18 protein-coding genes are annotated in these 26,534 nt (G+C 43.1%); 17 read left to right on the top strand and 1 reads right to left on the bottom strand.

Annotation, left to right across the window (positions count from 1 at the left end):
* The first annotated feature begins 5 nt into the window (after positions 1-5).
* The 11 genes from ACIQXV_RS16880 (at position 6) to ACIQXV_RS16830 (ending at position 18,880) form a co-directional block, all read left to right on the top strand.
* Positions 6-1,454 (top strand): aldehyde dehydrogenase family protein, encoded by a 1,449-nt coding sequence (locus ACIQXV_RS16880; protein ID WP_402960379.1) that lies wholly within the window; start codon positions 6-8, stop codon positions 1,452-1,454.
* Positions 1,455-1,464: 10 nt separating this feature from the next.
* A complete protein-coding gene (locus tag ACIQXV_RS16875; RefSeq protein ID WP_402960378.1) occupies positions 1,465-1,731 on the top strand; it encodes a YciI family protein in 267 nt (88 codons plus the stop codon).
* Positions 1,732-2,089: 358 nt separating this feature from the next.
* Entirely contained in the window at positions 2,090-2,764 is a 675-nt protein-coding gene (locus tag ACIQXV_RS16870) for a cysteine hydrolase family protein (protein ID WP_402960377.1), read from the top strand.
* Between the two features lie 34 nt (positions 2,765-2,798).
* Positions 2,799-4,196, top strand: coding sequence for a purine-cytosine permease family protein (locus tag ACIQXV_RS16865; RefSeq protein ID WP_402960376.1), 1,398 nt, complete (start codon positions 2,799-2,801; stop codon positions 4,194-4,196).
* A gap of 389 nt (positions 4,197-4,585) precedes the next feature.
* A complete protein-coding gene (locus ACIQXV_RS16860) occupies positions 4,586-8,320 on the top strand; it encodes a S8 family serine peptidase (RefSeq protein ID WP_483874205.1) in 3,735 nt (1,244 codons plus the stop codon).
* A 492-nt stretch (positions 8,321-8,812) separates the two neighbouring features.
* Positions 8,813-10,108 carry an ABC transporter substrate-binding protein gene (locus ACIQXV_RS16855; RefSeq protein WP_402960375.1) on the top strand — a complete coding sequence of 432 codons (1,296 nt, stop codon included), beginning with the start codon at positions 8,813-8,815 and terminating at the stop codon, positions 10,106-10,108.
* Between the two features lie 355 nt (positions 10,109-10,463).
* The gene (locus tag ACIQXV_RS16850; RefSeq protein ID WP_402960374.1) at positions 10,464-11,435 is read left to right on the top strand and encodes a carbohydrate ABC transporter permease; all 972 of its coding nucleotides are present in this window, start codon (positions 10,464-10,466) and stop codon (positions 11,433-11,435) included.
* A complete protein-coding gene (locus tag ACIQXV_RS16845) occupies positions 11,435-12,256 on the top strand; it encodes a carbohydrate ABC transporter permease (protein WP_402960373.1) in 822 nt (273 codons plus the stop codon). Before ACIQXV_RS16850 ends, ACIQXV_RS16845 begins: the two co-directional genes overlap by 1 nt.
* A gap of 107 nt (positions 12,257-12,363) precedes the next feature.
* Entirely contained in the window at positions 12,364-16,599 is a 4,236-nt protein-coding gene (locus tag ACIQXV_RS16840; protein ID WP_402960372.1) for a GH92 family glycosyl hydrolase, read from the top strand.
* Between the two features lie 140 nt (positions 16,600-16,739).
* Entirely contained in the window at positions 16,740-17,657 is a 918-nt protein-coding gene (locus tag ACIQXV_RS16835) for an ROK family protein (protein WP_402960371.1), read from the top strand.
* Between the two features lie 23 nt (positions 17,658-17,680).
* Complete coding sequence (locus tag ACIQXV_RS16830) at positions 17,681-18,880, top strand: ROK family protein (RefSeq protein WP_402960370.1); 1,200 nt, start codon at positions 17,681-17,683, stop codon at positions 18,878-18,880.
* Positions 18,881-18,969: 89 nt separating this feature from the next.
* Here ACIQXV_RS16830 and ACIQXV_RS16825 read toward each other — a convergent pair whose 3' ends face one another.
* Entirely contained in the window at positions 18,970-19,788 is an 819-nt protein-coding gene (locus ACIQXV_RS16825) for a M55 family metallopeptidase (RefSeq protein ID WP_402960369.1), read from the bottom strand.
* A gap of 145 nt (positions 19,789-19,933) precedes the next feature.
* Here ACIQXV_RS16825 and ACIQXV_RS16820 point away from each other — a divergent pair, with 145 nt between their 5' ends.
* From ACIQXV_RS16820 to ACIQXV_RS16795, 6 genes are all read left to right on the top strand, one after another.
* On the top strand, positions 19,934-20,944 hold the full coding sequence (locus tag ACIQXV_RS16820) for an asparaginase (protein ID WP_402960368.1): 1,011 nt from the start codon (positions 19,934-19,936) through the stop codon (positions 20,942-20,944).
* Between the two features lie 39 nt (positions 20,945-20,983).
* Positions 20,984-22,603: a glutathione ABC transporter substrate-binding protein gene (locus ACIQXV_RS16815; protein WP_402960367.1), complete on the top strand. Its 1,620-nt coding sequence runs from the start codon at positions 20,984-20,986 to the stop codon at positions 22,601-22,603.
* Positions 22,604-22,680: 77 nt separating this feature from the next.
* Complete coding sequence (gene gsiC, locus ACIQXV_RS16810; RefSeq protein WP_402960366.1) at positions 22,681-23,601, top strand: glutathione ABC transporter permease GsiC; 921 nt, start codon at positions 22,681-22,683, stop codon at positions 23,599-23,601.
* Positions 23,602-23,658: 57 nt separating this feature from the next.
* Positions 23,659-24,525 (top strand): ABC transporter permease subunit, encoded by an 867-nt coding sequence (locus tag ACIQXV_RS16805; protein WP_402960458.1) that lies wholly within the window; start codon positions 23,659-23,661, stop codon positions 24,523-24,525.
* 18 nt (positions 24,526-24,543) lie between these two features.
* Entirely contained in the window at positions 24,544-25,533 is a 990-nt protein-coding gene (locus ACIQXV_RS16800) for an ABC transporter ATP-binding protein (protein ID WP_402960365.1), read from the top strand.
* Positions 25,534-25,536: 3 nt separating this feature from the next.
* Positions 25,537-26,505 carry an ABC transporter ATP-binding protein gene (locus tag ACIQXV_RS16795; protein WP_402960364.1) on the top strand — a complete coding sequence of 323 codons (969 nt, stop codon included), beginning with the start codon at positions 25,537-25,539 and terminating at the stop codon, positions 26,503-26,505.
* Positions 26,506-26,534 lie beyond the last annotated feature (29 nt).

Below are 26,534 nucleotides of genomic sequence, written 5' to 3'. Positions count from 1 at the left end.
ATTGTATGCCGATGTCATGTGTAGAAAAAATTACAAAAAAGAATTTGCTCATTAATGGTGAGTGGGTAGAAGCAAAGGTGTATAAGCCACTATTCTCTCCCTATTCTGGTGAAGTCCTTGCGGAAATTCCAGATGCAACGGAACAAGAGACGGCATTAGCCATCGAATCGGCTTATCGTGCAAAAAAAGTAATGAACAAATTATCTGCCTATAAACGGGCGGAAATTCTTGAAAATTTGGTGCAATTACTTAAGGAACGGGCAGATGAAGCAGCGGAAATTATTGCTCTAGAGGCGGCTAAACCGATCACAACTGCAAAGGGGGAAGTGGCAAGAACAATCGAAACGTATAAATTCGCGGCGGAAGAGGCAAAAAGAATCCACGGAGAAACCTTGCCTTTGGATGCGGCAAGCGGTGGAGTCAATCGACTTGCTTATACCGTACGCGAACCACTGGGCGTGATTGGGGCGATTACTCCATTCAATTTTCCTATGAATTTAGTGGCCCATAAAGTGGGGCCAGCAATTGCAAGTGGAAATACGATTGTCTTAAAACCAGCATCGCAAACCCCGTTATCCGCCTTTTTTATCGCTGAGCTCCTTCAAGAAGCCGGCTTACCTCCTGGAGCGCTAAATGTCGTTACAGGCAGCGGTCGCGTGGTCGGCGAAAAAATCGTGAATGATGACAGAGTCAACATGATTACGTTTACGGGAAGCCCGGCGGTAGGGATTGCGATCCGGAACAAAGCGGGATTAAAACGAGCAACGCTGGAATTGGGGTCAAACGCAGCGGTTATTATTGATCAAGGTGTGGATCTGAATAAAATCATTTCACGCTGTGTAGAAGGAGCATTCTCTTTCCAAGGCCAGGTGTGCATATCCTTACAACGAATTTACATTCATGAGACTCTATATGAAGAATTTGTTGAAAAATTTGTTCCGGCAGTGCAGAAGTTAAAAATCGGCGACCCGCTTGATTCTGAAACGAATGTATCCGCCTTAATTACACCTGGAGATGTCGAACGATCGTTACGGTGGATCAACGAGGCCGCTAGCTCCGGGGCTAAGATTGCAACGGGCGGCAAGGCTGAGGGGAATATTCTTTTGCCAACCGTCCTCGTTGATGCGGATGCGGATATGAAGGTATCGTGCCAAGAAGTATTTGCCCCTATTGTGATTGTCGATAAAGTAACATCCGTTGACGAGGCAATCCAAAAGGTCAATGATTCCCGTTACGGCCTGCAAGCAGGAATCTACACAAATGATATTCATACCGCATTGAATGCGATCGATGAACTGCATGTCGGCGGTGTTATGGTCAATGATATCCCGACGTTCCGTGTTGACAACATGCCCTACGGCGGTGTTAAAGAAAGCGGAAATGGCCGCGAAGGGTTGAAATACGCTGTTGAAGAAATGACTGAATTAAAACTTGTCGTTTGGAATCGGAATTAGGTGGCAGCTCATGGGCTATTTCGCAGCATTTTTGCACATGTTGGACGTTGAAAAAAATAAAGATGTACTCCCCCGTCATATTCAGTATTTAGATGAACTGGATGCGAAAGGGAAAATTTTTGCAAGAGGTCCTTTCACGGACAAATCGGGAGGACTAGTTGTTTACGTGGCGGATTCCTTTGAAGAGGCCAACGCCTTAGCTTTAAAGGACCCTCACGTGGTTGAAGAATCGCGGGAGTTAGAAATGAAAGAATGGAAGATTCTTGTGAAAGATTAATTGGAAAGCTAAATCACTGCTGTTTTGACTTGTATGGTACATGGTAGCGGTTTGGATTGGCTCTTTTCTAAAAGATTGCTGCTTTTTGCAATGGATGGCGCTAACTGCAAGTAAAGGTAAGTCATCCGCAAGTAAAGTTTTCATATCCGCAACAAAAGCTGATTTATCTGCAAGGAAAAAGGAAATTCGCCGAAAGAATCGTTAAATTCGCCGATTGAAACACCAAAATCGCTGATAGAATGGTTAAATTCGCCGATAAACTTATAAAAATCGCCGATAGACCAGGTTAGCCTGCTGAAACAGTGTAATTTTATACCCTATTTGTGACTTTTCAAGAGGAAAACTAGGAGTGAAGAGAATGGATCTGAAAAAAACAGCTCTTTTATTAATTGATCTTCAAAAGGAAAGCGGTACGTCGGATGTTGTCGGGATGAGTGATGTAATACAAAATGCCGATATCCTGATCCGCGCCTGCCGTGAAAAGGGAATCCCGATTATTTACACGCGTCATATCGGCAGAGCGGATGGCGTCGGTTTGGCGAATAAAGAACCAGTCAATGAACTCGGGGAACCCATCTACTATCACGCCGGAACGGAAACCATTGAAATCATTGACGAACTAAGACCACAAAAAAAGGACATCGTGTTGGACAAATATCGATACAGTGGTTTTTACGAATCCAGCCTTGATTTAATGCTAAAAAGTTTAGACGTGAAACATTTAATTGTTGGCGGAGTTCTGACAGATTGCTGTGTATTAGCTACCGTTTTAGATGCGTATTATCGGGATTATCAGGTGAATCTCGTAAAGGATATGTGCGGGACCACAACTGAAGGGGCACATATGGCTTCGATATTAATGATGGCAAACTGGATTTATGATCTGAAAGTGTATGATACCGGGCAAATTGCGAGGCAATTAAACGATGAAGACTATCACGTTTGGGGGTCTTCTAATCCGGATGAACTTCAATTTTCACCGGAAAATGTCCGCGAAGTTTTTGCCAAGTTAACCGATAAAGTAAGGATTTAAATTTTTTGCTGAAAGAATAAAAGGGGGTATGTGTGTGAAGGTTGAAACGCGTAGTATTGAATATGTTCCAGAGAATGAAAGGCACGGGAAAGCAAGGGATTTATTTCCGATCTGGTTCGGGGCTAATATGAATATCACGACCCTTGTATCTGGGGCATTACCGATTGTGTTAGGGCTTAACCTGTTCTGGAGTGTGATTGCGATCGTGCTCGGCGCCCTCGTTGGTGCCATTTTCATGGCATCCCATTCTGTGCAGGGTCCAAAGCTTGGCATTCCGCAAATGATCCAAAGCAGGGCGCAATTCGGCGTTATTGGCGCCATTATCCCTTTATTTCTAGTGATGTTTATCTACTTAGGCTTTTTTGCAAGTAACACGCTATTGGCAGCTCAAACGATTGGGGATCTTGTTCCAATTGGTCAAACGTGGAATATCATCTTTATTGGCGCCATCTGTTTTGTCGTCGCTCTATATGGATACGACTTAATCCATAAAGTTCAAAAGGTGTTCTCAGCGGCTTCGTTGGTTTTATTCTTAATCATGACTGTCATTGTATTTCTGTTACCGGTACCTGTCGAGCAATGGATGCCAGGTGATTTTAACTTATCGGCATTTTTACTTTCTGTCAGTATCGCCGTAACATGGCAATTATCGTATGCTCCATATGTGGCAGACTATTCACGCTATCTTCCCACCAATACACCCCCGAAACAAACCTTTTGGTACAGTTATTCGGGTACAGTAATTGGTGCTGTATGGATGATGGTATTAGGAGCCATCTTAACCATTGCAATTCCCAATTTCGCCGACAATACAGGCGGAAATTTAGCCGGCCTTTTTGGAAACTTCGCTATAATCATGTTTGTCTTGATTATCTTTGGCCAGCTGGCGATCAATGTGTTTAACTTGTACGGAGCGTTTATGTCTTCCATTACAACCATTGAACCGTTTTTCAAATTCAGAGTTACGCCAAAGGTTCGTGCTGCTTTCCTTCTTGTCATCACAATGGTAGCAACAGGTCTGTGTATCCTTGGGCAAGGGAACTTTCTAGACTTTTTCTTAAACTTTATTTTCTTTATGAGTTACTTCTTGATCCCATGGACATCTATTAACCTTGTTGACTACTATGTATTGCGTTCAGGCGAATATAGTGTCAAAGACATCTTCGACCTGAACGGGAAGTATGGCAAGGTCAACGGGATTGCCACATTTGCGTTTGTTGCATCAATCATTGCTGAGATCCCTTTTGTAAACGCTTCATTTTATGTGGGGCCGGTCGCCAATCTGCTAGATGGTGCAGACTTAGCCTGGGCAGTAGGGCTTTTCTTGCCGGCAGCTCTTTATTACTTCCCCATGAAGCGTAAGTTAAGTCGTTCAAATTCATCTCTAGAAGCCAATGTATTGGGCGGCATGAACGAGGTGGAAGAAGTTTAATAGTTGAGTTTAGAGGGAAGAGAATTCCATTATTTAGGGAAAGGGCCGATCAAATAGATGATCGGCTTTTTGTGTTTTTGGAACATGGGGGACGGTTCTGGTGGCTTTTTTGGACAAGGGAAAATGATTGAAAAAGACCATGAGAACCGTCCCTGTGGTTTTGTATTCGAACTATTCAAATAATTATCTATCAAAATAGTATACTATATCCTATAATATTAACTGTAAATATGAAATTAAGGGGGAAAATGGTGGAATTGGTGGGCATATCCTCAAATGGAAAATACGGTTGGATCTTTGAGTGATTGATGTCACCCCTATCATAAACAAAGACTTCAACTACACGAAATGCCAAGCTTAAATTTGAAAATAAAGAGGGAGGAAACGAATTGAAGAAAAAGAAGCAGCTTCACATGCGTTTATTTAGTATTCTAGCAACAATACTTATGGTGTTTTCATTGATATCCCCAGGACTTGCGAATGCCGAATCTATTAAGTCATCATACCTTTATGTGAATGATTCCCAAACTGCTGCAAAAGAAAAGGTAAGTAATCGTTTGCTAGCTGATTTCAAAAAAGATGACAAAGTAACCTTTTTAGTTAAATTTAATGAAAAAGCAGATACTGCAAAAGCCATAAAGCGTACAAAGGCGATTGCGAAGCAGGAAAAACTAACTGCGATTAAAGAAAAGTTTATCCAACGTTCTGCGGTTGTATCTGAATTAAAGGCTACTGCACACGAAGAACAGCAAAACGTTTTAAAATACCTTAACCAAGAAGTACATAAAGGGAATGTCGAATCTTTTAAGCCCTTTTTTATCGTCAATGGTATGGCTGTTACAGCAACGAAAGAGGTTGCAGAAAAGATAGCCGCCTTTTCTGAAGTTGAAAAAGTATTACCAAACGAAACAAGGCAATTATTTGTTTCAACATCTAAGGAGGAAAGTCCTAATTCAAATCTTGCAAATGTAGAATGGAATGTTGAGAGAGTTGGAGCTCCCGCTTTATGGGAAAAGGGAATCGACGGGACAGGTGTAGTTGTTGCGAGTATTGATACAGGTGTTCAATGGGATCACCCCGCATTAAAGGAAAAGTATCGAGGCTATAATGCAGAAACTGGAGAAGTTAATCATGACTTTAATTGGTTTGATGCCACTGCTGGACAAGCTGTGCCCTATGATGATTTAGGACATGGAACACATGTGACCGGGACAATGGTCGGCAGTGAACCAGATGGAACAAACAAAATAGGAATAGCACCGGGCGCCAAATGGATTGCTGTTAAGGCATTCTCGGAGACTAGCGGAAGTGATGCCAATCTATTGGCTGCTGCAGAGTGGATTTTAGCACCGACAGATGCAAATGGGAATACTCGGGTTGACATGGCACCCGATATTGTTAACAACTCATGGGGTGGCGGACCAGGTCTTGATGAATGGTATCGAGATGTAGTTAGGGAATGGAGAAATGCCGGTATATTTCCCACATTTGCAGCTGGAAACACAGGCATGACGAATAATGGCGGACCTGGATCAGTTGCCAATCCGGCAAACTATCCCGAATCATTTGCAGTGGGAGCAACAGATAGTAATGATATAGTTGGAGATTTTTCATTACGTGGACCTTCTCCATATGATGAAATAAAGCCTGATATTTCAGCGCCTGGGGCGAATATTCGTTCATCGGTACCTCGTAGTGATTACGAAGGCGGCTGGAATGGCTCATCGATGGCGGCCCCCGCGGTATCGGCTGTTGTAGCACTATTACATGAAGTGAATGCAAGTTTATCAGTTGATGAAATAGAAAATATTTTACTAAAAACAGCAAAGCCTTTAACGGATAAGGACTATCCAGAGTCACCAAATGATGGGTACGGGTATGGATTAGTCAATGCCTTTAATGCTGTATCTTCTATTATAGAAGGTTTGGGGACTTTGGAAGGAAAAGTGGTTCAAACGCTTGAGGATTCTGATTTACCGATTAGAGGTAAAGTCAGTGTCCTTGAAACTAGACAGTACGTAAACACAAATCCTGAAAACGGCTCTTATAAACTTCCGCATGCTTCCGGTAAATATACAGTTCAAGCTGAAGCATATGGGTATCATTCTAAACAGCAATCAGTAACGTTCGAAAAAGATAAAGCTATACAAGCAGATTTCACATTGGAAGAAATTCCAAAAGTAACTGTTAGCGGTGTGATTACGGATAAAATAACAGGGGAAGCTGTTGATGGTGTGACATTACTCCTTATGGAAGATGCCAATATTGCACCTGTGGCAACGAATAAGGACGGTAAATTTGAACTTACAGTATACGAAGGTACTTATACATTGAGAGCAATGAGAAGCGGCTATCACAGTAAAGATGTTGCAATTACAATTAATGGGGACAGCCAAGTAGTTGATATTGTTCTTGACCCTTTTTACACGTATCCGGGTGGCGAAATTGGCTATGACAACGGAATTGTTGATAATGGCAGTATGTATTTTGGCGGTGGAGCCGGATGGGCAGTAAAAATGTCATTGCCAGAGAATAAGAAATCAGCGATTGTCACAGATGGCGTGTTTCACTTCAAGAACAAAAAATACTCAGAAACGCCTGGGACGGAATTTAACGTGGAAGTATGGGATTCTTCTGGGCCAGATGGATTACCGGGTAAGAAACTTGCCGGGCCGATCGCTGCTGAAGCGGTATTGGATGGATGGACAGTCGTTAATTTAACAGATTACAATATCAAGGTCGATGGGGACTTTTATATGGTGTATGTCCAAACACTGAATTACCCCAATGCACTGTCTTTAGCAACCGATAATGGAAATCCCTATATGGAGAGAAGCTATCAATATCTTGATGGTGAATTTTATCCGGCATTTGTTGAAGATGGAAACTATATGATCCGTGCACGTGTAAGTTATGAAGTAGACAAGCCTTTCATTACTTCGCCAAAACAGGATGAAGCATTCAAGGATGAAAACATCATTGTTGAAGGGACTGCCTCACCGACAACAACGATTAAGCTGATGAATAATAATGTAGAGGTAGGTAATGCAAAAGTTGGCGATGAAGGTACATTTACAATCCCAACGAAAATTACAGAAGGTGAAAATAGTTTAATAGCGGTGTCAATGTTAGATGGTAAAGTGACCGGAAAATCGGATCCTGTTATCGTTTCACTACTAACGGAGAAACCTGTCATTAAGGATTTAAAACCGGCAAGTGACCAGCATTTGGAGCCGGGCGATAAGCTGGAAATATCCTTCCAAAGTAATGTGTTGGGTGGAGAAGCAAACTTTGAAGTGAAACTCCCTGCGCAAAAGAAGACACAATCTTCCGCTAAAAATAAAATGGAAGAGGTAGAGCCGGGAGTGTATAAGGGTGTTTGGACTGTTCCGGATGTAAAGATTCAAGATGCTATTATTGACGTGGAACTAACAGATGCCAATGGAAAAAGAATTACACAGGAAGCACAAGGTAAAGTAACTGTTAAGCAAACTGAAGTACCTGCCGAAGAAGTGAAACCGGGCTGGAAAGCCGAAAACGGCCAATGGTACTACTATGACAGTAAAGGCAGCAAAGTAACAGGCTGGGAAAAAGTTGATGCAAATTGGTACTGCTTCGACAAGAGTGGTGTTATGCAAACGGGCTGGGTTAAAGACGGTGCGAAATGGTACTACCTCGAAAAGAGCGGTGCAATGCAAATAGGCTGGGTTAAAGACGGTGCGAAATGGTACTACCTCGATAATAGCGGTGCAATGCAAACGGCCTGGGTTAAAGACGGCTTGAAATGGTACTACCTCGATAATAGCGGTGCAATGCGAACGGGCTGGGTTAAAGACGGCTTGAAATGGTACTACCTCGATAATAGCGGTGCAATGCAAACGGGCTGGGTTAAAGACGACTTGAAATGGTACTACCTCGATAAGAGTGGTACGATGCAAACGGGCTGGGTTAAAGACGGCTCGAAATGGTACTACCTTGAAAAGAGCGGTGCAATGCAAATGGGCTGGCTGAAAGATAGCGAGAAATGGTATTACCTCAACAACAGTGGTACTATGCAAACTGGTTGGGTAACGATTTCTGGAAAACGATACTTCTTTAATTCTAGTGGAGTATGGGTGAAATAGGCTAGTGGGGTCAGACCCGGGGGTGACCCCCATTCAGATGAAGTTCTAAGATTAACAGAGGGCAAAATTGCTCTCTGTTTTTTTGACTTTCAATTAGGTTAACAAAATCCGTAAAAGTTAGATAGATTTGTTAACGAAAGCGCGGGAGTGTTCTTTTGCTTTGTTTTCTGTTCAATCGGTGTAAGTCTTGCTCTATGCAGGGATTTCGTGTCATGTTAAGCCCTGACGTGTCGATTTATAAGGTTTTATGAGGAAGGAAATAAGTAGACGGATATTTCTGAATATAATACGATTAAGTTAAATCTTATTAAAGTGATTTTAATAAGTACTTCAGGTTTTACATACCACTGGATCATCCGATTTCACCAAAGCGAGGAATGGGCAGGAATACCCATCCTACTCCATTTCTAAAAAAGGAGGGACTACCATTTTCGAAATGCATTCTTGTAAACGCTTACTCTCAAAAAAACACAAAAATAGGGGGCGAAAGTAATGAAGAAAAGATGGTTATCGATAGTTTCATGTTTACTGGCTTTCTCATTTATTATTGCAGGTTGTTCAAGCTCCACTTCGTCTGATTCGAAATCAAAGGGTACAGACAAAAAAAAGGCGGGAAAATTAGAGATTTTCAGCTGGTGGACCGGAGCGGGTGAAGAGGATGGTCTGAAAGCGTTATTGAAGCTTTTTCAAGAAAAGTATCCGGATGTTCCAATTGAAAATGCTGCTGTAGCTGGCGGCGCAGGAACGAATGCAAAAGCCGTTCTTGCCAGCAGAATGCAAGGGAATGATCCTCCTGCTACATTCCAGGTACACGGCGGTGCAGAGTTGAATGCCGGCTGGGTGGCTGCAGGGAAAATGGAGCCGCTCAATGATTTATATGATAAAGAAGGCTGGAAAGATAAATTCCCACCATCATTAATTGATATGGTAAGCAAAGATGGAAATATTTACTCGGTCCCAGTGAATATTCACCGCGGGAATGTCATTTGGTATAACAAAAAAATCTTTGCTGACAACGGTTTAACTCCTCCAAAAACGTTCGATGAGTTTTTTACGGTTGCAGATAAACTGAAAGAGAAAGGAATTACGCCGTTATCATTGGGGGACAAAGAGCCGTGGACAGCGACCATGCTTTTTGAAGATATCCTCGTAGGGACGATCGGCGCAGAAAAATACACGAAGCTTTGGTCAGGTGAAGTACCACTAAATGACCCGGGTGTTGTAGAAGCAACAAAGACCTTTAAGAAAATGCTTAATTATGTGAATGCGGATCACAGTTCACGCAACTGGCAGGATGCAGCCCAATTGGTAGGCAAGGGTGAAGCTGCGATGAATGTCATGGGTGACTGGGCCAAGGGTTACTTTGTCAATGATTTAAAATTAAAGACGAATGAAGATTTCGGCTTTATCACCACTCCGGGTACGGAAGGCAGCTTTTTGGTTATTACCGATACCTTTGGATTGCCAAAAGGAGTTAAAAATCCGGAGGACGTGAAGAAATTCTTATCTGTATTGGGGTCTGTTGAAGGCCAAGATGCCTTCAATCCATTAAAAGGCTCGATTCCTGCACGTATTGATGCGGATCCGGCAAAATATGACGAATACGGAAAGCAAACGATGGCTGACTTTAAAGAAGCGAAGTTAGCTGCCAGCTTGGCTCATGGTTCGGCGGCACCGGAAGGTTTCCTCACTAAAGTTAATCAAGCAATTAACATCTTTGTTACGCAAAAAGATGTCGATCAATTTATCGACACATTAGTTGCGGCTTCCTCTGATCTAAAAAAATAAAGCCTAAGTGAAAAGAGGAAGAGACACCCATCTTCCTCCTTTATTCCATGTAATATAAGAATTTTTAAGTTTCGACTTTGAGAAATGTCTAGCTCCAGCACCCTAGCGGCTAGTGTCCTTCGCTCTCCGCCCTACGATAAGTCAAGCACGAATGCGCCTCCGGCTCTTCGTGTTTCCTTTATCTCAGTTGGAGCGCTCCACAAGGAAAGCTTCGGCAGCATAGGCATCGCACGAAGAAAAAGCGTTAGCTTTTTCGAGGAGGCCATACGCCGCTGACCAGGGCGCTTGCGCTTTTCTATGTATACATACGTCTTGATTGTTAGACATTGTAAGAAAATATGAAGGGGTTTTAAAGATGGAGCTAAACCGAACAGAGAAAATTTCAGAAGTCATACATCAAACTGGAACGAAAAGGAATCGGAAGCTAACAACGGACCATTTATTAGCCCTTTGTTTTATTCTGCCTTCCATTGTGCTTATAGCTGTATTTGTGTACGGCTTTATTGGCTGGACAGGTTATGTAAGCATGAGTAACTGGAATACATTGGTGCCCGACTTTTCATTTGCTGGCTTGAAAAATTATGCTTATTTATTTGATGACTATCGTTTTCAAGCGGATTTACGTAACACGTTAGTGTTTACGGTCGCCTTTATTGCAGTAGTAGTGATAGCCGGACAACTGTTAGCTATTTTTCTTGATCAAAAGATTCGCGGGGAATCTCTTTTTAGAAATATTTTCTTTTTTCCGATGGCTTTATCATTCGTTGTTACCGGGGTTGTTTGGCAGTGGCTGTTAAATCCGACAACAGGCGTTAATTTATTTTTGAAAAAATTTGGCTTGGATTCGATGTGGTATACGAATACAGATATCCTGGCCGGATTTAAAATAGGGAAAATTGAGTTTGGTATTCCGATTGCGATTATTGCCGTTATCATTGCGGCCGTTTGGCAAATGACGGGTTTTTCGTTAGCGATGTATCTAGCGGGACTTCGGGCCATTCCGGAAGAGTTAAAGGAAGCAGCCAGAATAGACGGGGCTTCCGAGTTTAAAGTGTATCGAAAGGTCATCATTCCCATGTTAAGGCCGATCACGGTCAGTGTCATTATCATCATGGCTCACATTTCGCTGAAAATATTTGATTTAATTTATGCCATGACAGGGCCGGGAGCGAATTTTGTGACGGATGTTCCGGGGGTCTATATGTTTGAAACCACCTTCCGCGGGAATTATTATGCAAACGGTGCCGCCATTGCGATCATCATGCTGCTATTTGTCGCCATTTTTATTGTTCCATATCTCATTTCAAGTAGAAAGGGTGAGTCGTAATGGCACTGAAAAGCATCAGCAAACCGTTGTTATATCTTTTGTTAATTGCACTCGCCTTATTTTTTCTCATGCCCATTTATGTCATGGTCGTGACCAGCTTAAAACCGTTGGACCAAGTCACGTTGAGTGATATGTGGAAGCTGCCGTCCGCCCTGGATTTTAGCAGCTATGCCACTGCCTTTACGAAATTAACTCCCAATCTCTTAAATTCCTTTTATCTTGTCATTCCCGCAACCTTACTTTCCGCCTTACTGGGTTCATTAAATGGATATGTGTTGTCGAAATGGAAGTTTAAAGGATCAAACACCATTTTCACGCTGATCTTATTTGGGATGTTCATTCCTTATCAAAGTATCTTAATTCCGATGATTCAATTTCTGCGTGAAATTGGTTTATATAACACCATACCCGGTCTTGTTTTTGTCCATGTGGTGTACGGAATTCCGATTACGACTTTAATGTTTCGAAACTTCTACTCTAGTATTCCCGATGAAATGCTGCAATCTGCGATGATTGATGGTGCGGGTTTTTTACGGATTTTCCGTTATATCATGCTTCCCCTTTCAATAACTGGATTTGTGGTGGTAGCGATTTGGCAATTCACCAACATCTGGAATGAATTCTTATTTGCGGTCACCATCACTACCTCTGATCAGCAACCGATCATGGTAGCGTTGCAGAACCTTTCCGGAAGCCAGATTGTGCAATGGAATGTGCAAATGGCTGGCGCGCTTCTTGCTGCCCTGCCAACCTTAATCGTGTATATCTTTTTAGGAAAATACTTTGTCAAAGGGCTATTAGCGGGATCGGTGAAAGGATAATGTCCTTTACCCTTTAACCAACTTTATAAAGGAGGTGATTGTTTTCGAGCAATCATGAATACTTATTCAACGTTCTTTAAAAAGTTTTAAAAGGAGGCTATTATTTAGTGAAAAAAGGAACCATCAAAAAGCTCATTTCGAGTATCGTATCTGTCGCTGTTCTGGCAAGTTTCCCTATTATGCAAAACCCATCCGCACTGGCGGCACCGTCAGCTTCGACGGCATCCGTGAAAACGGACTTCTTTACTTCGTTTGAAAAATCCGATCCGGAACTGAATTGGACGAATACAGTGGAGACGGATGCAAATGGCAAGAAAATGTCCTCAGGAATTGATGGCAATGTCAAGCGCGATCTCATCCTTGGAGATATCACCGATAAGGTTGTTCAAGTTACGGCAAGTGCCAACAATCCGCCGAATGAAGTCGATTCTAAGCTGATTGATGGGGATCCGACTACAAAATGGTTAGCATTTGAACCAACGGCTAACATTGTCCTTAAGCTATCTGAACCGGTGGCCGTTGTGAAATATGCTTTTACATCAGCCAATGACGCTAAGGGAAGGGATCCGAAAAACTGGACACTTTACGGTTCCTCAGACGGTACGAATTGGACGGCCGTTGATACACGTCAAGGGGAAGAGTTTAAAGATCGTTTCCAACGGAATTTGTATGACTTAACGAATACAACCAAGTACCTGTATTACAAATTGGACATTACGAAAAATGCCGGTGACAGTATTACCCAATTAGCGGAAATTTCCTTATCTGACGGAATTGAAGTTCCAGCACCGCCACCGGGTGATATGAAGTCATTTATCGGAAAAGGTCCATCTAGCTCCTATACGGCTAAGACAAACGTGGGCTGGACTGGCCTCGGGGCCCTGAACTATTCAGGTACACATCTTACTGACGGAAGAGCTTATTCTTACAACAAGGTGAACGATGTCGACATCCTTGTTACCCCTGAAACGGAGCTGTCTTATTTTATTGCTCCGGAATTTACGGATAAAAATCATAATGACTATTCAAGCACATACGTCTCTGTGGATCTTGCCTTTTCGGATGGGACCTATCTCCATGATCTAAAGGCAAAAGACCAGTATGGTGCAGGTCTTAACCCAAAAGACCAGGGGGATTCAAAATACTTATACGTCAACCAATGGAACGCAATCAAATCGAAAATTGGTTCTGTTGCAGCAGGAAAAACAATCAAGAGGATTCTTGTTGCCTATGATAACCCAAAAGGACCTGGCGCCTTTAGAGGAAGTATTGATGATATTAAAATTGAAGGAAAGCCGGTTCACAAAACCTATAGCTCTCCAACTGATTATGTCAATATCCTTCGCGGGACACAATCAAACGGCTCGTTTTCTCGTGGAAATAACTTCCCTGCCGTTGCGGTTCCACATGGATTTAACTTCTGGACTCCGACTACTAATGCCGGATCAAGCTGGATCTATCAATATCATGAAAGCAATAATGCCAATAATCTCCCACAAATCCAGGCTTTTTCTGTCAGCCATGAGCCAAGTCCATGGATGGGGGATCGTCAGACCTTCCAAGTAATGCCATCAGATTCAACTGCCGCGACACCAAATGCCAACCGGACAACACGGGCATTAGCATTTAACCATTCGAATGAAATTGCCCAGCCTCATTATTACAGTGTGAAATTTGAGAATGGTATTCGTACTGAAATGACTCCAACAGACCATGCTGCTATGTTTAAATTTACTTTTACAGGTGCCACATCCAATCTTATATTTGATAATGTTAACAATAATGGCGGTCTCACCATCGATACGAACACAGGAGAGATCACAGGCTATTCTGATGTAAAAAGCGGACTATCAACAGGGGCAACACGGATGTTCGTCTATGCCACGTTTGATAAGCCAGTAGTAAAAAGCGGTAAATTAACAGGTGAAAGTCGAAACAATGTAACAGGATATCTTCGCTTTGATACGTCTAAAGATAGTGACAAAGTAGTCACCATGAAAATTGCCACTTCTTTAATAAGTGTAGAGCAAGCCAAGAAAAACCTGGAACAAGAAATCGGCCCAAATGATACATTTGATCGATTAAAAGAAAAAGCGAAAACACAATGGGATCAACAGTTAAGGATCATTGAAGTAGAAGGTGCATCCGATGACCAGCTTGTTTCTCTTTATTCCAATATGTACCGCTTATTCTTATATCCAAATTCAGCCTTTGAAAATGTCGGAACGACAAATGATCCGGTCTATAAATATGCAAGTCCTTATTCTGCCGCAACCGGCCAAAATACTGATACCACAACGGGTGCGAAAATCGTTGATGGAAAAACGTATGTAAATAACGGATTCTGGGACACCTACAGAACGGCATGGCCGGCCTATTCTTTATTAACGCCAACGATTGCCGGTGAACTGATTGATGGATTTGTCCAGCAATACCGGGATGGCGGTTGGATTGCCAGGTGGTCTTCACCGGGATACGCCAACCTGATGCCGGGCACGAGTTCGGATGTCGCCTTTGCGGATGCTTATCTGAAAGGGGTAACGAATTTTGATGTCCAGAGCTTCTACCAATCGGCGATTCGTAACGCTGAGGCTGTTAGCCCTAATGCCGGGACGGGCCGAAAGGGGTTAACTACTTCGATTTTTGATGGATATACCAATACATCAACGGGCGAAGGGTTAGCGTGGGCCATGGATGGCTATATTAACGATTTCGGTATCGCTAATTTGGCAAAAACTCTAAAAGAAAAGGGAGACAAGAATGACCCTTACCTAGCAAACTACGAAACGGATTATAAGTACTTTTTAAATCGTGCGCAAAACTATGTCCATATGTTCAATCCATCGATTGGGTTCTTTAATGGCAGAACAGCAAATGGGGCCTGGAGATCCACTCCGGATAATTTCAATCCTGCCGTTTGGGGATCCGATTATACCGAGACAAATGGCTGGAATATGGCGTTCCATGTACCGCAGGACGGACAGGGACTTGCCAATCTCTATGGCGGTAAAGAGGGACTGGCGACTAAGCTTGATCAATTCTTTAGTACACCGGAAACCGGACTGTTTCCTGGCTCATATGGCGGGACCATCCATGAAATGAGAGAGGCAAGAGATGTCAGAATGGGTATGTATGGCCATAGCAATCAGCCGTCCCATCATATCGCCTACATGTATGATTACGCCGGGCAGCCATGGAAAACACAGGAAAAAGTCCGTGAAGCCCTTGATCGGCTTTACATTGGCAGTGAAATAGGCCAGGGATATTCGGGGGATGAGGATAACGGTGAAATGTCCGCCTGGTATATCTTTAGCGCGCTGGGATTCTATCCGCTTAAAATGGGTACACCTGAATATGCCATTGGTGCGCCATTATTTAAGAAGGCAACCATCCATCTTGAAAATGGAAAGTCGATTGTGATTAACGCTCCAAACAATAGCAAGGAAAACAAATATGTACAAAGTATGAAGGTAAATGGAAAAGCCTATTCTAAAACCTCTCTTTTACATGCGGATATTGCCAATGGGGCCGTCATTGATTTTGACATGGGACCTAAGCCATCTAAATGGGGCAGCGGCGATCAGGATATTCTGCAATCGATTACTTCGGTGGCTACCGATGGAACAACCCTTTCCTCACTGCCGTTAAGGGATTTGACAGATAAACTAGTGGCTGCGGAAAAGGGATCTGTGACCGTAAGTGATGAAGGTGATGGCGGATTATTGTTTGATAATACATCCAATAGCCAATTAACCATGAAAAGTAAGACACCTTCCATTGACTATCAGTTTAAGGAAGGAAAACAAAACGTCAAAATGTATACATTGACTTCTTCAAAAGGAGCACAGGAGGCAGATCCAAAATCCTGGGTCTTAAAAGGATCAAATGACGGCGAAACTTGGGAGATTCTTGATCAAAAAACAAATGAGTCGTTCCAATGGCGTCAGTATACACGAGCATTTACGATTCAAAATCCAGGTAAATTTTCCTATTATAAACTGGAAATCAGTGATAATGGCGGAGCTGATTCAACCATGTTAGCAGAGGTGGAGCTGCTTGGGTATAACGATGTTACCGACAGCTACCAATCGGTCATGAAACTGATGGAACAATATAAAGAGTCCAAAGACATAACAGGTCCAATGGCTGTACAATTGACCAACAGTCTCACCCAGTCCCTTGACCATTTCAACAAGGAGCATAAGGAACAGGCGATCAAACACCTAGAAGATTTCATCAAGCACCTGAATAACAAAGGATTGCAGGACCGAATTACACCGAAGGCCAAAAAGGTACTCACAGCAGACGCGAATGCATTGATTTTATTACTAGAAAGAGATTAGGTTATTCTTTTGAAAAAGTAACACCGCAGTAAAAGGCCAGGGTGTCATAGGAGTTACGCTGCTCCTATGGCACTCAAGGTTTTGAAAGGTCTATTTTTCAAAAATTGGAAATGAATGAAACAGTAAATGAGGTGGATCCAATGAGTAAGAACGAGAAGGAGGAACACTTAGCGATTGGTGTTGATTTGGGTGGTACGAATATTCGGGTTGCCCTGATGAACAAAATGGGTCAAATTTTACAAGAAGGCAGTAGATTGACAGAAGCATATAAAAGTAGAGACTATATTATTCAAAACATGATCACGATGATTAAGACCGTAAAGGGAGATTATCAGATTAAAGGAATTGGTGTTGGTTCACCGGGGCCCATTAATCAAGCAGAAGGCATGATTCTCGATCCGCCCAATTTGAAATCACTGCATCAATGTCCCATTGTCGAGATGCTGCAAAGCGAATTTAGGGATATACCAATCTATTTAGAGAATGACGCCAATGTGGCGGCACTTGCAGAAGCAAGGGTTGGAGCCGGGGCCGGTAAAAAAAGTGTCATTTACATCACGGTAAGCACCGGTATCGGAGCGGGAATCGTCATTGACGGAAAACTGTTTGTTGGCGCGCAGGGAAATGCCGGCGAAATAGGGAATATGATTATTAGTGAGAGGGGCCCACAGGTTGCTAATTTAAACACTGGCGCCTTAGAAGCACTTGCATCAGGAACGGCCATCGAAAGGGTAGGGAGAGAACGATTAGGAATTGACGGCGGCGCTAAGGAAGTCTTTGCATTGGCTATGGCCGGGGACAGTGTCGCTTTAAAAATAGTAGAAGAGGTAAAAACATATCTTTCCATTGGGATTGCCAACCTGATGCACCTATTGAATCCGTCGATTTTTGTGATTGGCGGTGGTGTGATGCAGTCCGGTGAGTGGTTATTGCCGCAGTTAAGAGAGAAGACGTCCCATTTGTTATTTCCCAGTATGAGAAGTCACCTGATGATTGAGCCTCCTATGCTTGATCACAAAGTGGGGGTCATTGGGGCCGGGTTATTAGTTTTTACATAATTTGTAATGCGGGGTAGGATGAAATGAAGGAATATGTCGAACAAAATCTTGCTAAGAGGATGAATTCAATAAAGGTCCTTGATTTTATCCGAAAAAAGGGCAAAATCACGAAAGCGGAACTTGCTGACGAAGCAAAATTAACGTTTGCAGCGATTTCAAATATTATCAATGATTTATTAAAAAATGAAATGATCAAGGAATGCGGCGAAGGGATCTCCAGTGGTGGAAGAAAGCCGATTCTGTATGAATTACATTCCGAAGCCTTGTATGTGGTCGGGATCGATATTTCAGTAGATGAAAAGGTCCGGTTTGGTCTTTTTACCTTTAATACCGTACTCGTTAATGAAATATGCATAAAATCTCCCACCATCAAAGGGCCGGATGAATATATCCAAATTATCAAAGAGGGTTTAAAAACCCTTATCGAACAAGAAGCGATTGACTATCAAAAAATAGTAGGAATTGGGGTTTCCATTCCAGGACCAATTAATTCGATCACCGGCGAGGTGATTTCACCTCCTAATTTACCGCTGTGGAGACAAGTGCCATTAAAACGTATTTTAGAAAAAGAACTCCAGATTCCAGTCAAAGTTGAAAAAGATGCCAATCTATCGGCATTAGGGGAAAAATGGTTTGGAGCAGGAAAGGAGGCAGAAAACCTGGTATACCTGTTTGTGGGTGAAGGGATCGGCAGTGGTGTTATTTTGAATGGAATGCTGGTGAATCATAAAGGTTTTGGAATTGGGGAGATCGGCCACTGTTCCATTGACAGCTTTGGGCCCCGATGCAATTGTGGAAACTACGGGTGCCTGGAATTAAAAGCATCCGGTCTGGCCATCGTGAAAAGGGTGAAAGAAGGCTTACAGCTAGGGTATAAAACGAGGTATCCCTATCCCGCTATTGAACAAATTTCGTTTTCAGACATACTTGACGCGATTGAATCAAAAGATCCGTTTACTATCAAAGCAGTGGAAGAAGCAGCCAACTATCTTGGGATTGGCTTAACCAACGTCATTAATTATTTTAATCCCGATCTCATTATTATTGGAGGAAAACTTCCAGAAAAATATGAAAAAATGATTGAACTATCAGCCACTATCGCGAGGAATCGCGCAATCGAAGTATTTCAAAAGGGCCTGACCATCATCCCAGGCAAACTAAAAGAAAAATCAACCCTAATGGGCGCCGCCGCCCTAATACTAGCGGATATTTTTCGAAAATAGTTACGGTGGACCAAGGGGACGGTTCTTCTTGTGTTTGATACTTACTTAATCAAAAACCATGAGAACCGTCCCCGTGCCTCACCTGTGCCTCAGTTCAATGCTCCCGCAATGGCAATCAGACTGCGAATATACCGGAAAGCAGTGATGAGGTCATCTGTTTCAAAGGAGTGGGTTGTTGAGTTCACTCTTTCGACAATTGGCAGAATTCCGGCAGCATCAGCCAAGCCTGGGTGTAGGTAAGTGACTTCGACCTGGAAGGGGCCTTGCATATTGACAGGTTGTATTTTATGAAGACTCGAAAGTGCTTCAATTGTTTTTTCCTTGATTAGGCTCCGCGCTTTCTGTGGGCTTAAATTTTTTGCCGTTTGCCGATTGATGGTGTGTTTAACAACAGCCGTTTTAATTCCCGGAATGAATTCCGCAGCTTCTTCGGCCGCGTACTGACATCCCGTAACAAGGGCAACAGGCACTCGGAATACCCCGGCAATTCCTGCATTCAGCGCGATTTCACCCATATCGAGGTTATTGATTTTTATATTTCGAATAACTCCTCCATGAAAGGTATGATTCAAAATTCCGTCGTTTCCCATCCTAGAGTGATAGCCTACAAATAAAGCTGCATCAAACTCCGGACTAATCCCTTCCATCATCGCAAGTGTTTTCGGCGAACCAGTGATATACTCTGCATCTGGGTGCATCGCTTCGGGGATCAGATTACGCATCGTTCCATGGGAATCATTCACCACAATTTCTGTAGCCCCCACTGACAAAGCGCCTTCGATACATGCGTTCACCTCTTCAGTCATCAGCATTCTAGCCCGATCATGTTCCCGTCCGTCTCGTGTGGTATGTTCACGATGAACGACTCCAGCTATTCCCTCAATGTCCGCAGAAATAAATACTTTCAAACTTATTACCCCCTATTAAAACCTATTTAATTAATAATTCTATATAAATCCTAATTTTCCTTTTTGAAAAATAGGTTGAAATAGGTTAAATAATATAATATGATTGACGAAAGATTCTGAAAAGTAAGAAGAGAGGTGCAAAGCTTTGAATTTATCAAAACTAGTAGATGTATACCGTGGAGGAAGGGTGGAAAGCTCCCATTTCGGACACATAGCTGTCGTTAATTCGGATGGTAAATTGTTATATTCGCTTGGTGATCCAAATCGGGTAACCTATGCTCGGTCTTCGGTGAAGCCTTTACAAACCATTCCGGTTGTGGAAACAGGTGCTGCAGACTTCTATGAGATGTGTGAATCAGACATTTCGTTATGTTGCGCTTCACACAGTGGGGAGGCTCAGCATACTGATCGGGTACTGGCTATTCTTGGACGAGCAGGAATTGAAGACACATCTTTACAGTGTGGAACCCATATTCCACATTCACAGGATACATATAAGAAATTGATGGCAGAGGGCAAGGATCTCACCCCTTTATATAGCAATTGCTCTGGCAAGCATACAGGTATGCTGGTGACCGCTAAATATATGGGAGAAACGCTTGAAGATTACTATCTGCCCAGCCATCCGGTTCAACAAAGGATTTTGAAAGCGATTTCCGAAGTGGCGGAATATCCAATTGAAAAAATTCAAATGGGAACAGATGGTTGCGGTGTTCCAGTACATGCCCTGCCATTAGAACGGTTTGCCTATGCCTTTGCTAGAATGGCCCGCCCTGATTCCATGGGAGAAGAAAGAGCCAAGGCTGCAAATCGAATAACAACTGCCATGATGAATTATCCCGAAATGGTAGGTGGAACTGGCCGTTTCTGTACCGACTTTATGAATGCGACTGAAGGCCGTTTATTTGGCAAAGCAGGAGCAGAAGCTGTCTACCTGATTGGGGACAGGGAAACGGGAATCGGCATCGCAATCAAGATAGAAGATGGAAACGGTCGAGCCGCCTATCCAGTCGCTCTTGAGACCTTGAGACAACTTAATTTCATCAGTGAAGAGCAGCTCAACAAAGTTATGCATCATTACCGCCCTGTTCTGAAGAATGCCCGCCAAGAAAATGTGGGTGAAATGGTACCATCCTTTTCGTTACACAAGTGCTAAGGCACTTTTGTAAATAAAAATGATCAAGGGGGAAATAAAATGGTAAAAAGAAAATACCTGACCGCCGTTCTTACTGGATTCATGGCCATAAGCCTTGCGCTTGCGGGCTGCTCCAGTCAGTCCGGTTCGTCGGAAGAGAGCCAGAAACCGAAAACAGTGACAAAGCAAAAGGAACAGCCGCTTGCCAAAAAAGACGGGAACAGCCTTACGATTGCCATCAAGGATAACCTCGTAAGCATGGATCCGCAGGACACGAACGATACGTTGTCCGGTTCCGTCCAAGCAACGATGTACGAAGGTTTGGTTGGGTTCGACAAAGATATGAAGATGGTTCCTGTTTTGGCGGAAAGCTATGAAGCTAGCGATGATGCAAAAGTATTCACCTTCAAATTGAAGCAGGGAATCAAATTCCACGATGGTACCCCATTTAATGCGGAAGCTGTGAAGGTAAACATCGACCGTGTAGCTAATCCAGATAATAAATTGAAAAGATACAGCATGTTTGCACTAGTAGACAAAACAGAGGCGGTAGATGAGTACACCTTTAGAGTCACGTTAAAGGAACCGTTTGGAGCGATGCTGAATAACTTTGCCCATCCTGCGGCAAGAATCATCAGTCCTAAGGCTTTGGAGGAATTCGGGAAAGAGGTATCCAAGCATCCTGTTGGAACTGGCCCGTTCAAATTTGCAGAGTGGGATCCAAGCGATCATTTGACTGTTGAAAAGAATCCGGATTACTGGGAGAAAGATTTGCCGAAGGTAGATAGCATCAAGTTTAAGCCTGTACCGGAAAACGGAGCGCGCGTAGCGATGTTACAAACAGGGGAGGCTGATTTTATTTATCCGGTTCCTACCGAACAGGTGGAAGCCATCAATGGAAAAGACGGTATTGTCGTAGAAAATAAACCTTCCATTGTAGCGCGTTATATGACCATGAACACGACAAAGAAGCCTTTTAATGATGTTAAAGTACGTCAAGCGATTAACTATGCGATTAATAAAGAAGCGTTCTTAAAGGTTGTGTACCGTGGATTTGGAAGCGAAATGGATTCAATCATTCCGGCTGGCCTCCAGTTCTATTCTAAGCAAAAAACATACCAATATGATCTAGAAAAGGCAAAAAAGCTGTTGAAAGAAGCAGGCTATGAAAAAGGCTTTACAACTACCATTTGGGGAGCAAATAACTCAGATGCCATGAAGGCAATGGAGTTTATCCAACAGCAATTGGGACAAGTTGGCATTAAAGTAGAAGTCGTTCCTATGGAAGCAGGTACCCTAACGGATAAAATTTGGTCCGTTCAAGATGCGAAAGATGCCGGAGTCGAGCTTTATTATGGCGGCTGGTCTTCTTCCACGGGGGATGCAGATTGGGGAATTCGTCCGTTACTTGCCGGGGATTCAATCCCGCCGAAATCCTATAATGTAGGCTATTACCAAAATGAAAAGGCGGATCAGCTAATTAACGCTGCTTTACAAACAGCGGATCCAGAGAAGCGCCAAGCAGCTTACACTGATGTACAGAAAATGATTTGGGAGGATGCACCTTGGGCCCCTCTGATTGTCGAAGACACAATCGCGGGGAAAAAGAATTACCTGGAAGGCGTTTACTTACTGCCTGACGGTTCTCTGAGTGCAAAGGAAGCAGAAATTAAAAGGTAGGGAAATAGTGGGCGGTCGCTAATTAACTTGTTAGTGGCCGCCCTATCTTGAAGACAGGAAGGAAAAGGAGGCGGGTTATGTTTCGTTATATCTTAAAGCGTTTAGTGGGCATCATTCCTATTCTATTGATTGTTTCCATTTTTATTTTCATGTTTGTCCATATGATTCCCGGGGATCCTGCGCGGCTTGTAGCTGGTCCGGATGCAGGTCAAAAGGATGTAGAGCTTGTCCGTCAACAGCTGGGTTTGGATAAACCGGTCACGACGCAGTATTTCACTTACATAGGCAATCTATTACAAGGTGATTTGGGCATATCGATGAAAACGAAAAGGCCTGTATATGATGAGATTGCCCAAAGATTTATGCCAACTTTTTGGCTGACGGTTTGGAGTATGGTCTGGGCCATCGTATTCGGGCTGTTAATTGGCGTGATTTCGGCAACAAAACGGAATAAATGGCAGGATTACGCGGGTATGTTTAGTGCCGTATCGGGTATTTCTTTACCGTCCTTTTGGCTGGGTTTAATGCTGATTCAACTATTTTCCGTTAAGTTGGGCTGGTTTCCAACGGGTGGCAGTGATTCTTGGAAATCGTATATATTGCCGTCCATCACCTTGGGAGCTGGAGTAGCTGCCGTCATTGCCCGCTTTGCTCGTTCTTCCTTGATGGAAATTTTAAAGGAAGACTATATTCGAACGGGAAGAGCCAAAGGTTTGAAGGAGAATGTTGTAGTGTGGAGACACGCCTTGAAAAACGCAATGATTCCCGTCATTACTATGACAGGATTGCAGTTTGGATTTCTATTGGGAGGATCCATCGTGGTAGAGACGGTATTCAGTTGGCCTGGATTGGGACGGTTACTGATTGATTCAGTATCATTCCGCGACTACCCATTGATTCAAGCAGAAATGTTACTCTTTGCTTTAGAATTCATTTTGATTAATTTACTTGTGGATATCCTGTATGGGGTAATGAATCCGCAAATTCGTTATAAGTAGTGAAAGGAGGAATCGAAATTGGCAAATAGCGGTGTAGTTATTCAACAAAATGAACAAGTGACGGAGCGAGATGTAGAGAAGGTACGCACCCCGTTTTTGGAGTTTTGCAGGAAGTTTAAAAAACAGCGTTTGGCCGTGGCTGCGGGGTGTTTTATTGTTTTACTGTTTCTAATTGCCCTTATAGGTCCAGCCATTGCTCCTTATTCTTCAATAGAACCGGACTACGATAATATTTTAAGTCCCCCCTCGATGGAACACTTGGCGGGTACGGATGCTTTCGGCAGAGATATTTTTAGCAGGATTCTTGAAGGAACGAGGATTTCTCTCTTTGTTGGCTTGACCTCTGTTTTAGTAGGGTCTATTGCCGGTACCATACTTGGTCTTATCAGCGGTTACTATGGAAAATGGATAGACAGCCTCATCATGCGATTTTGTGATGTATTATTCGCCTTCCCGGGAATTCTGTTAGCGATTGGCATTATTGCAATTTTAGGTCCGGGACTGGGGAATGTGATTATAGCCGTAGCGATTTTTAGTATTCCGATTTTTGCACGAATTGTACGAAGCAGCACCCTCTCAATCAAAGCTACCGTGTTTGTCGAGGCAGCACAGTCCATTGGAGCAGCCCCTCGACGGATCATTTGGAAGCATATTTTCCCGGGTACGGTGTCGAGCATCATTGTTTATTTTACGATGCGGATTGGAACTGCAATTTTAACGGCGGCAAGCCTTAGCTTTCTAGGATTGGGTGCCCAGCCTCCTTCACCCGAGTGGGGTGCGATGCTCAGCTCCGGCCGGGACTTTTTGAATACAGCTCCGCATGTCACCTTCTTTCCTGGACTCGCCATTTTCATTACCGTACTTGCTTTCAATCTGCTGGGTGATGGATTGCGGGATGCCCTCGATCCGAAGATAAAAGATTAATAGACAGGGAGTGATCATATGAGCAACAAACTATTGGAAATATCCAATTTAAAAACCTATTTTTTTTCAGACAAAGGTCATTTACCTGCTGTTAACGGTGTTGATCTGTATATTAACAAAGGGGAGACGCTCGGAGTCGTAGGTGAATCAGGCTGCGGAAAAAGTGTCACGTCTCTTTCCATCATGCGTCTGCTCACCGATACCCCTGGAAAAGTAGTCGATGGTTCTATTTCTTTTGAAGGAAGGGATCTGTTAACCCTTTCGGAAAATGAGATAAGAGAGGTACGCGGGAACGAGATTGCGATGATCTTCCAGGAACCGATGACCTCCTTGAACCCGGTATATAAAATCGGACAGCAGATTGGCGAGGCTGTACAGCTTCATTTAAAGTATGACAAGAAACAGGCCAGGGAACACGTGATCAAGATGTTGAAATTAGTGGGAATCCCGCGTGCGGATGAAATTATTGACGAATTTCCCTATCAGTTGTCTGGTGGTATGAGGCAAAGAATTATGATTGCTATGGCGATGTCCTGTGACCCGACACTGTTAATCGCAGATGAACCGACGACGGCTCTTGATGTGACTATTCAGGCTCAAATCCTAGAATTAATGAAGAAACTAAAAGAGGAAAAAGGGACGGCGATTATGTTAATTACCCATGATTTGGGAGTTGTGGCGGAAATGTGCGATCGTGTTGTGGTTATGTATGCTGGAAAGGTTGTAGAGGAAGCCGATGTGTTTGAAATTTTCGAAAACCCAAAACATCCTTATACCAAGGGATTGCTTAACTCCGTTCCAAAGCTTGGTCAGAAAACGAAACGGCTTGAATCCATTCCCGGCAACGTTCCTACACCCGCGAATATGCCGCAGGGGTGTAAATTTGCTCCGCGCTGTTCTCAAGTAATGGACATTTGTAAGGTACAGGATCCCAATCTTCTGCAAATCTCAGACGGGCATCAATGTCGGTGCTTCCTGTATCAAAGCGAATTGGCAAGGGAGGCGTAATAGATGGCAGAGTTATTAGTAGAATCTAAGGGGTTGAAGAAGTACTTTCCGGTTAGCAAAGGATTGTTCGGTCAAAAAAAATCATATGTCCGGGCTGTTGACGGAGTTTCTCTGTCGATTCGAAAGGGAGAAACACTAGGATTAGTTGGAGAAAGCGGATGCGGAAAGTCGACAACCGGGCGTATGATGATGCGGCTGCTAGCACCAACAAAAGGGGAAATTTGGTTTAACGGTCAAGATATCAGCAAGTTAAACGACAAACAGTTGCGTGAAGTCAGGAAAGACTTTCAGATGATTTTTCAGGATCCATACGCCTCCCTCAATCCTCGGATGACGGTTGGAGAAATTATTGCAGAGCCTTTGATTGTGCATAACATGATGGAAAAAAAGGAGCGGGAAAGACGGGTTCACGAATTATTAGAATGTGTCGGCCTTACCCATTATCACGCAAACCGTTATGCCCATGAATTTAGCGGAGGTCAACGACAGCGAATCGGCATTGCAAGGGCGCTTTCGGTAAATCCAAAGCTGATTGTGGCGGATGAACCTGTTTCAGCCTTAGATGTCTCCATACAATCTCAGGTATTAAATCTCATGCAGGATTTACAAAAAGAACTAGGGTTGACCTATCTGTTTATTTCCCACGATTTGAGTGTGGTAGAGCATATAAGCGATCGTGTAGGTGTTATGTATTTAGGTAAAATTGTGGAAATATCCCATAAGGAGTCTCTGTATGAAAATCCCTTACATCCTTATACAAAGGCATTAATGTCCGCCGTTCCTGTAGCCAATCCGCGTATGAAAAAAGAACGAATTATTCTCGAAGGAGACATTCCAAGTCCTTCGAATCCGCCAACAGGGTGTACGTTCCATCCCCGTTGCCGGTCTTGTATGGAGATTTGTAAAACAACAGTTCCTGAACTAAAAGAGATTGAACCTGGGCACTTTGCCGCATGTCATTTGTATGTATAATAGGAATGACGGTTGGTTTCTTTAAAGTA

Origin of the sequence: Neobacillus sp. NPDC097160 (genome assembly GCF_044762155.1) — a bacterium.
Classification (GTDB): domain Bacteria; phylum Bacillota; class Bacilli; order Bacillales; family Cytobacillaceae; genus Neobacillus.
Note: the sequence above shows the minus strand (reverse complement) of the source record. Positions and strands in the feature narration are given on the sequence as shown.

Excerpts from the sequence above, each read along its gene's own strand:
- ACIQXV_RS16880 (WP_402960379.1), top strand. The coding sequence starts at position 6 with ATGCCGATGTCATGTGTAGAAAAAATTACAAAAAAGAATTTGCTCATT.
- ACIQXV_RS16875 (WP_402960378.1), top strand. The coding sequence starts at position 1,465 with ATGGGCTATTTCGCAGCATTTTTGCACATGTTGGACGTTGAAAAAAAT.
- ACIQXV_RS16870 (WP_402960377.1), top strand. The coding sequence starts at position 2,090 with ATGGATCTGAAAAAAACAGCTCTTTTATTAATTGATCTTCAAAAGGAA.
- ACIQXV_RS16855 (WP_402960375.1), top strand. The coding sequence starts at position 8,813 with ATGAAGAAAAGATGGTTATCGATAGTTTCATGTTTACTGGCTTTCTCA.
- ACIQXV_RS16850 (WP_402960374.1), top strand. The coding sequence starts at position 10,464 with ATGGAGCTAAACCGAACAGAGAAAATTTCAGAAGTCATACATCAAACT.
- ACIQXV_RS16845 (WP_402960373.1), top strand. The coding sequence starts at position 11,435 with ATGGCACTGAAAAGCATCAGCAAACCGTTGTTATATCTTTTGTTAATT.
- ACIQXV_RS16835 (WP_402960371.1), top strand. The coding sequence starts at position 16,740 with ATGAGTAAGAACGAGAAGGAGGAACACTTAGCGATTGGTGTTGATTTG.
- ACIQXV_RS16830 (WP_402960370.1), top strand. The coding sequence starts at position 17,681 with ATGAAGGAATATGTCGAACAAAATCTTGCTAAGAGGATGAATTCAATA.
- ACIQXV_RS16815 (WP_402960367.1), top strand. The coding sequence starts at position 20,984 with ATGGTAAAAAGAAAATACCTGACCGCCGTTCTTACTGGATTCATGGCC.
- gsiC (WP_402960366.1), top strand. The coding sequence starts at position 22,681 with ATGTTTCGTTATATCTTAAAGCGTTTAGTGGGCATCATTCCTATTCTA.
- ACIQXV_RS16800 (WP_402960365.1), top strand. The coding sequence starts at position 24,544 with ATGAGCAACAAACTATTGGAAATATCCAATTTAAAAACCTATTTTTTT.
- ACIQXV_RS16795 (WP_402960364.1), top strand. The coding sequence starts at position 25,537 with ATGGCAGAGTTATTAGTAGAATCTAAGGGGTTGAAGAAGTACTTTCCG.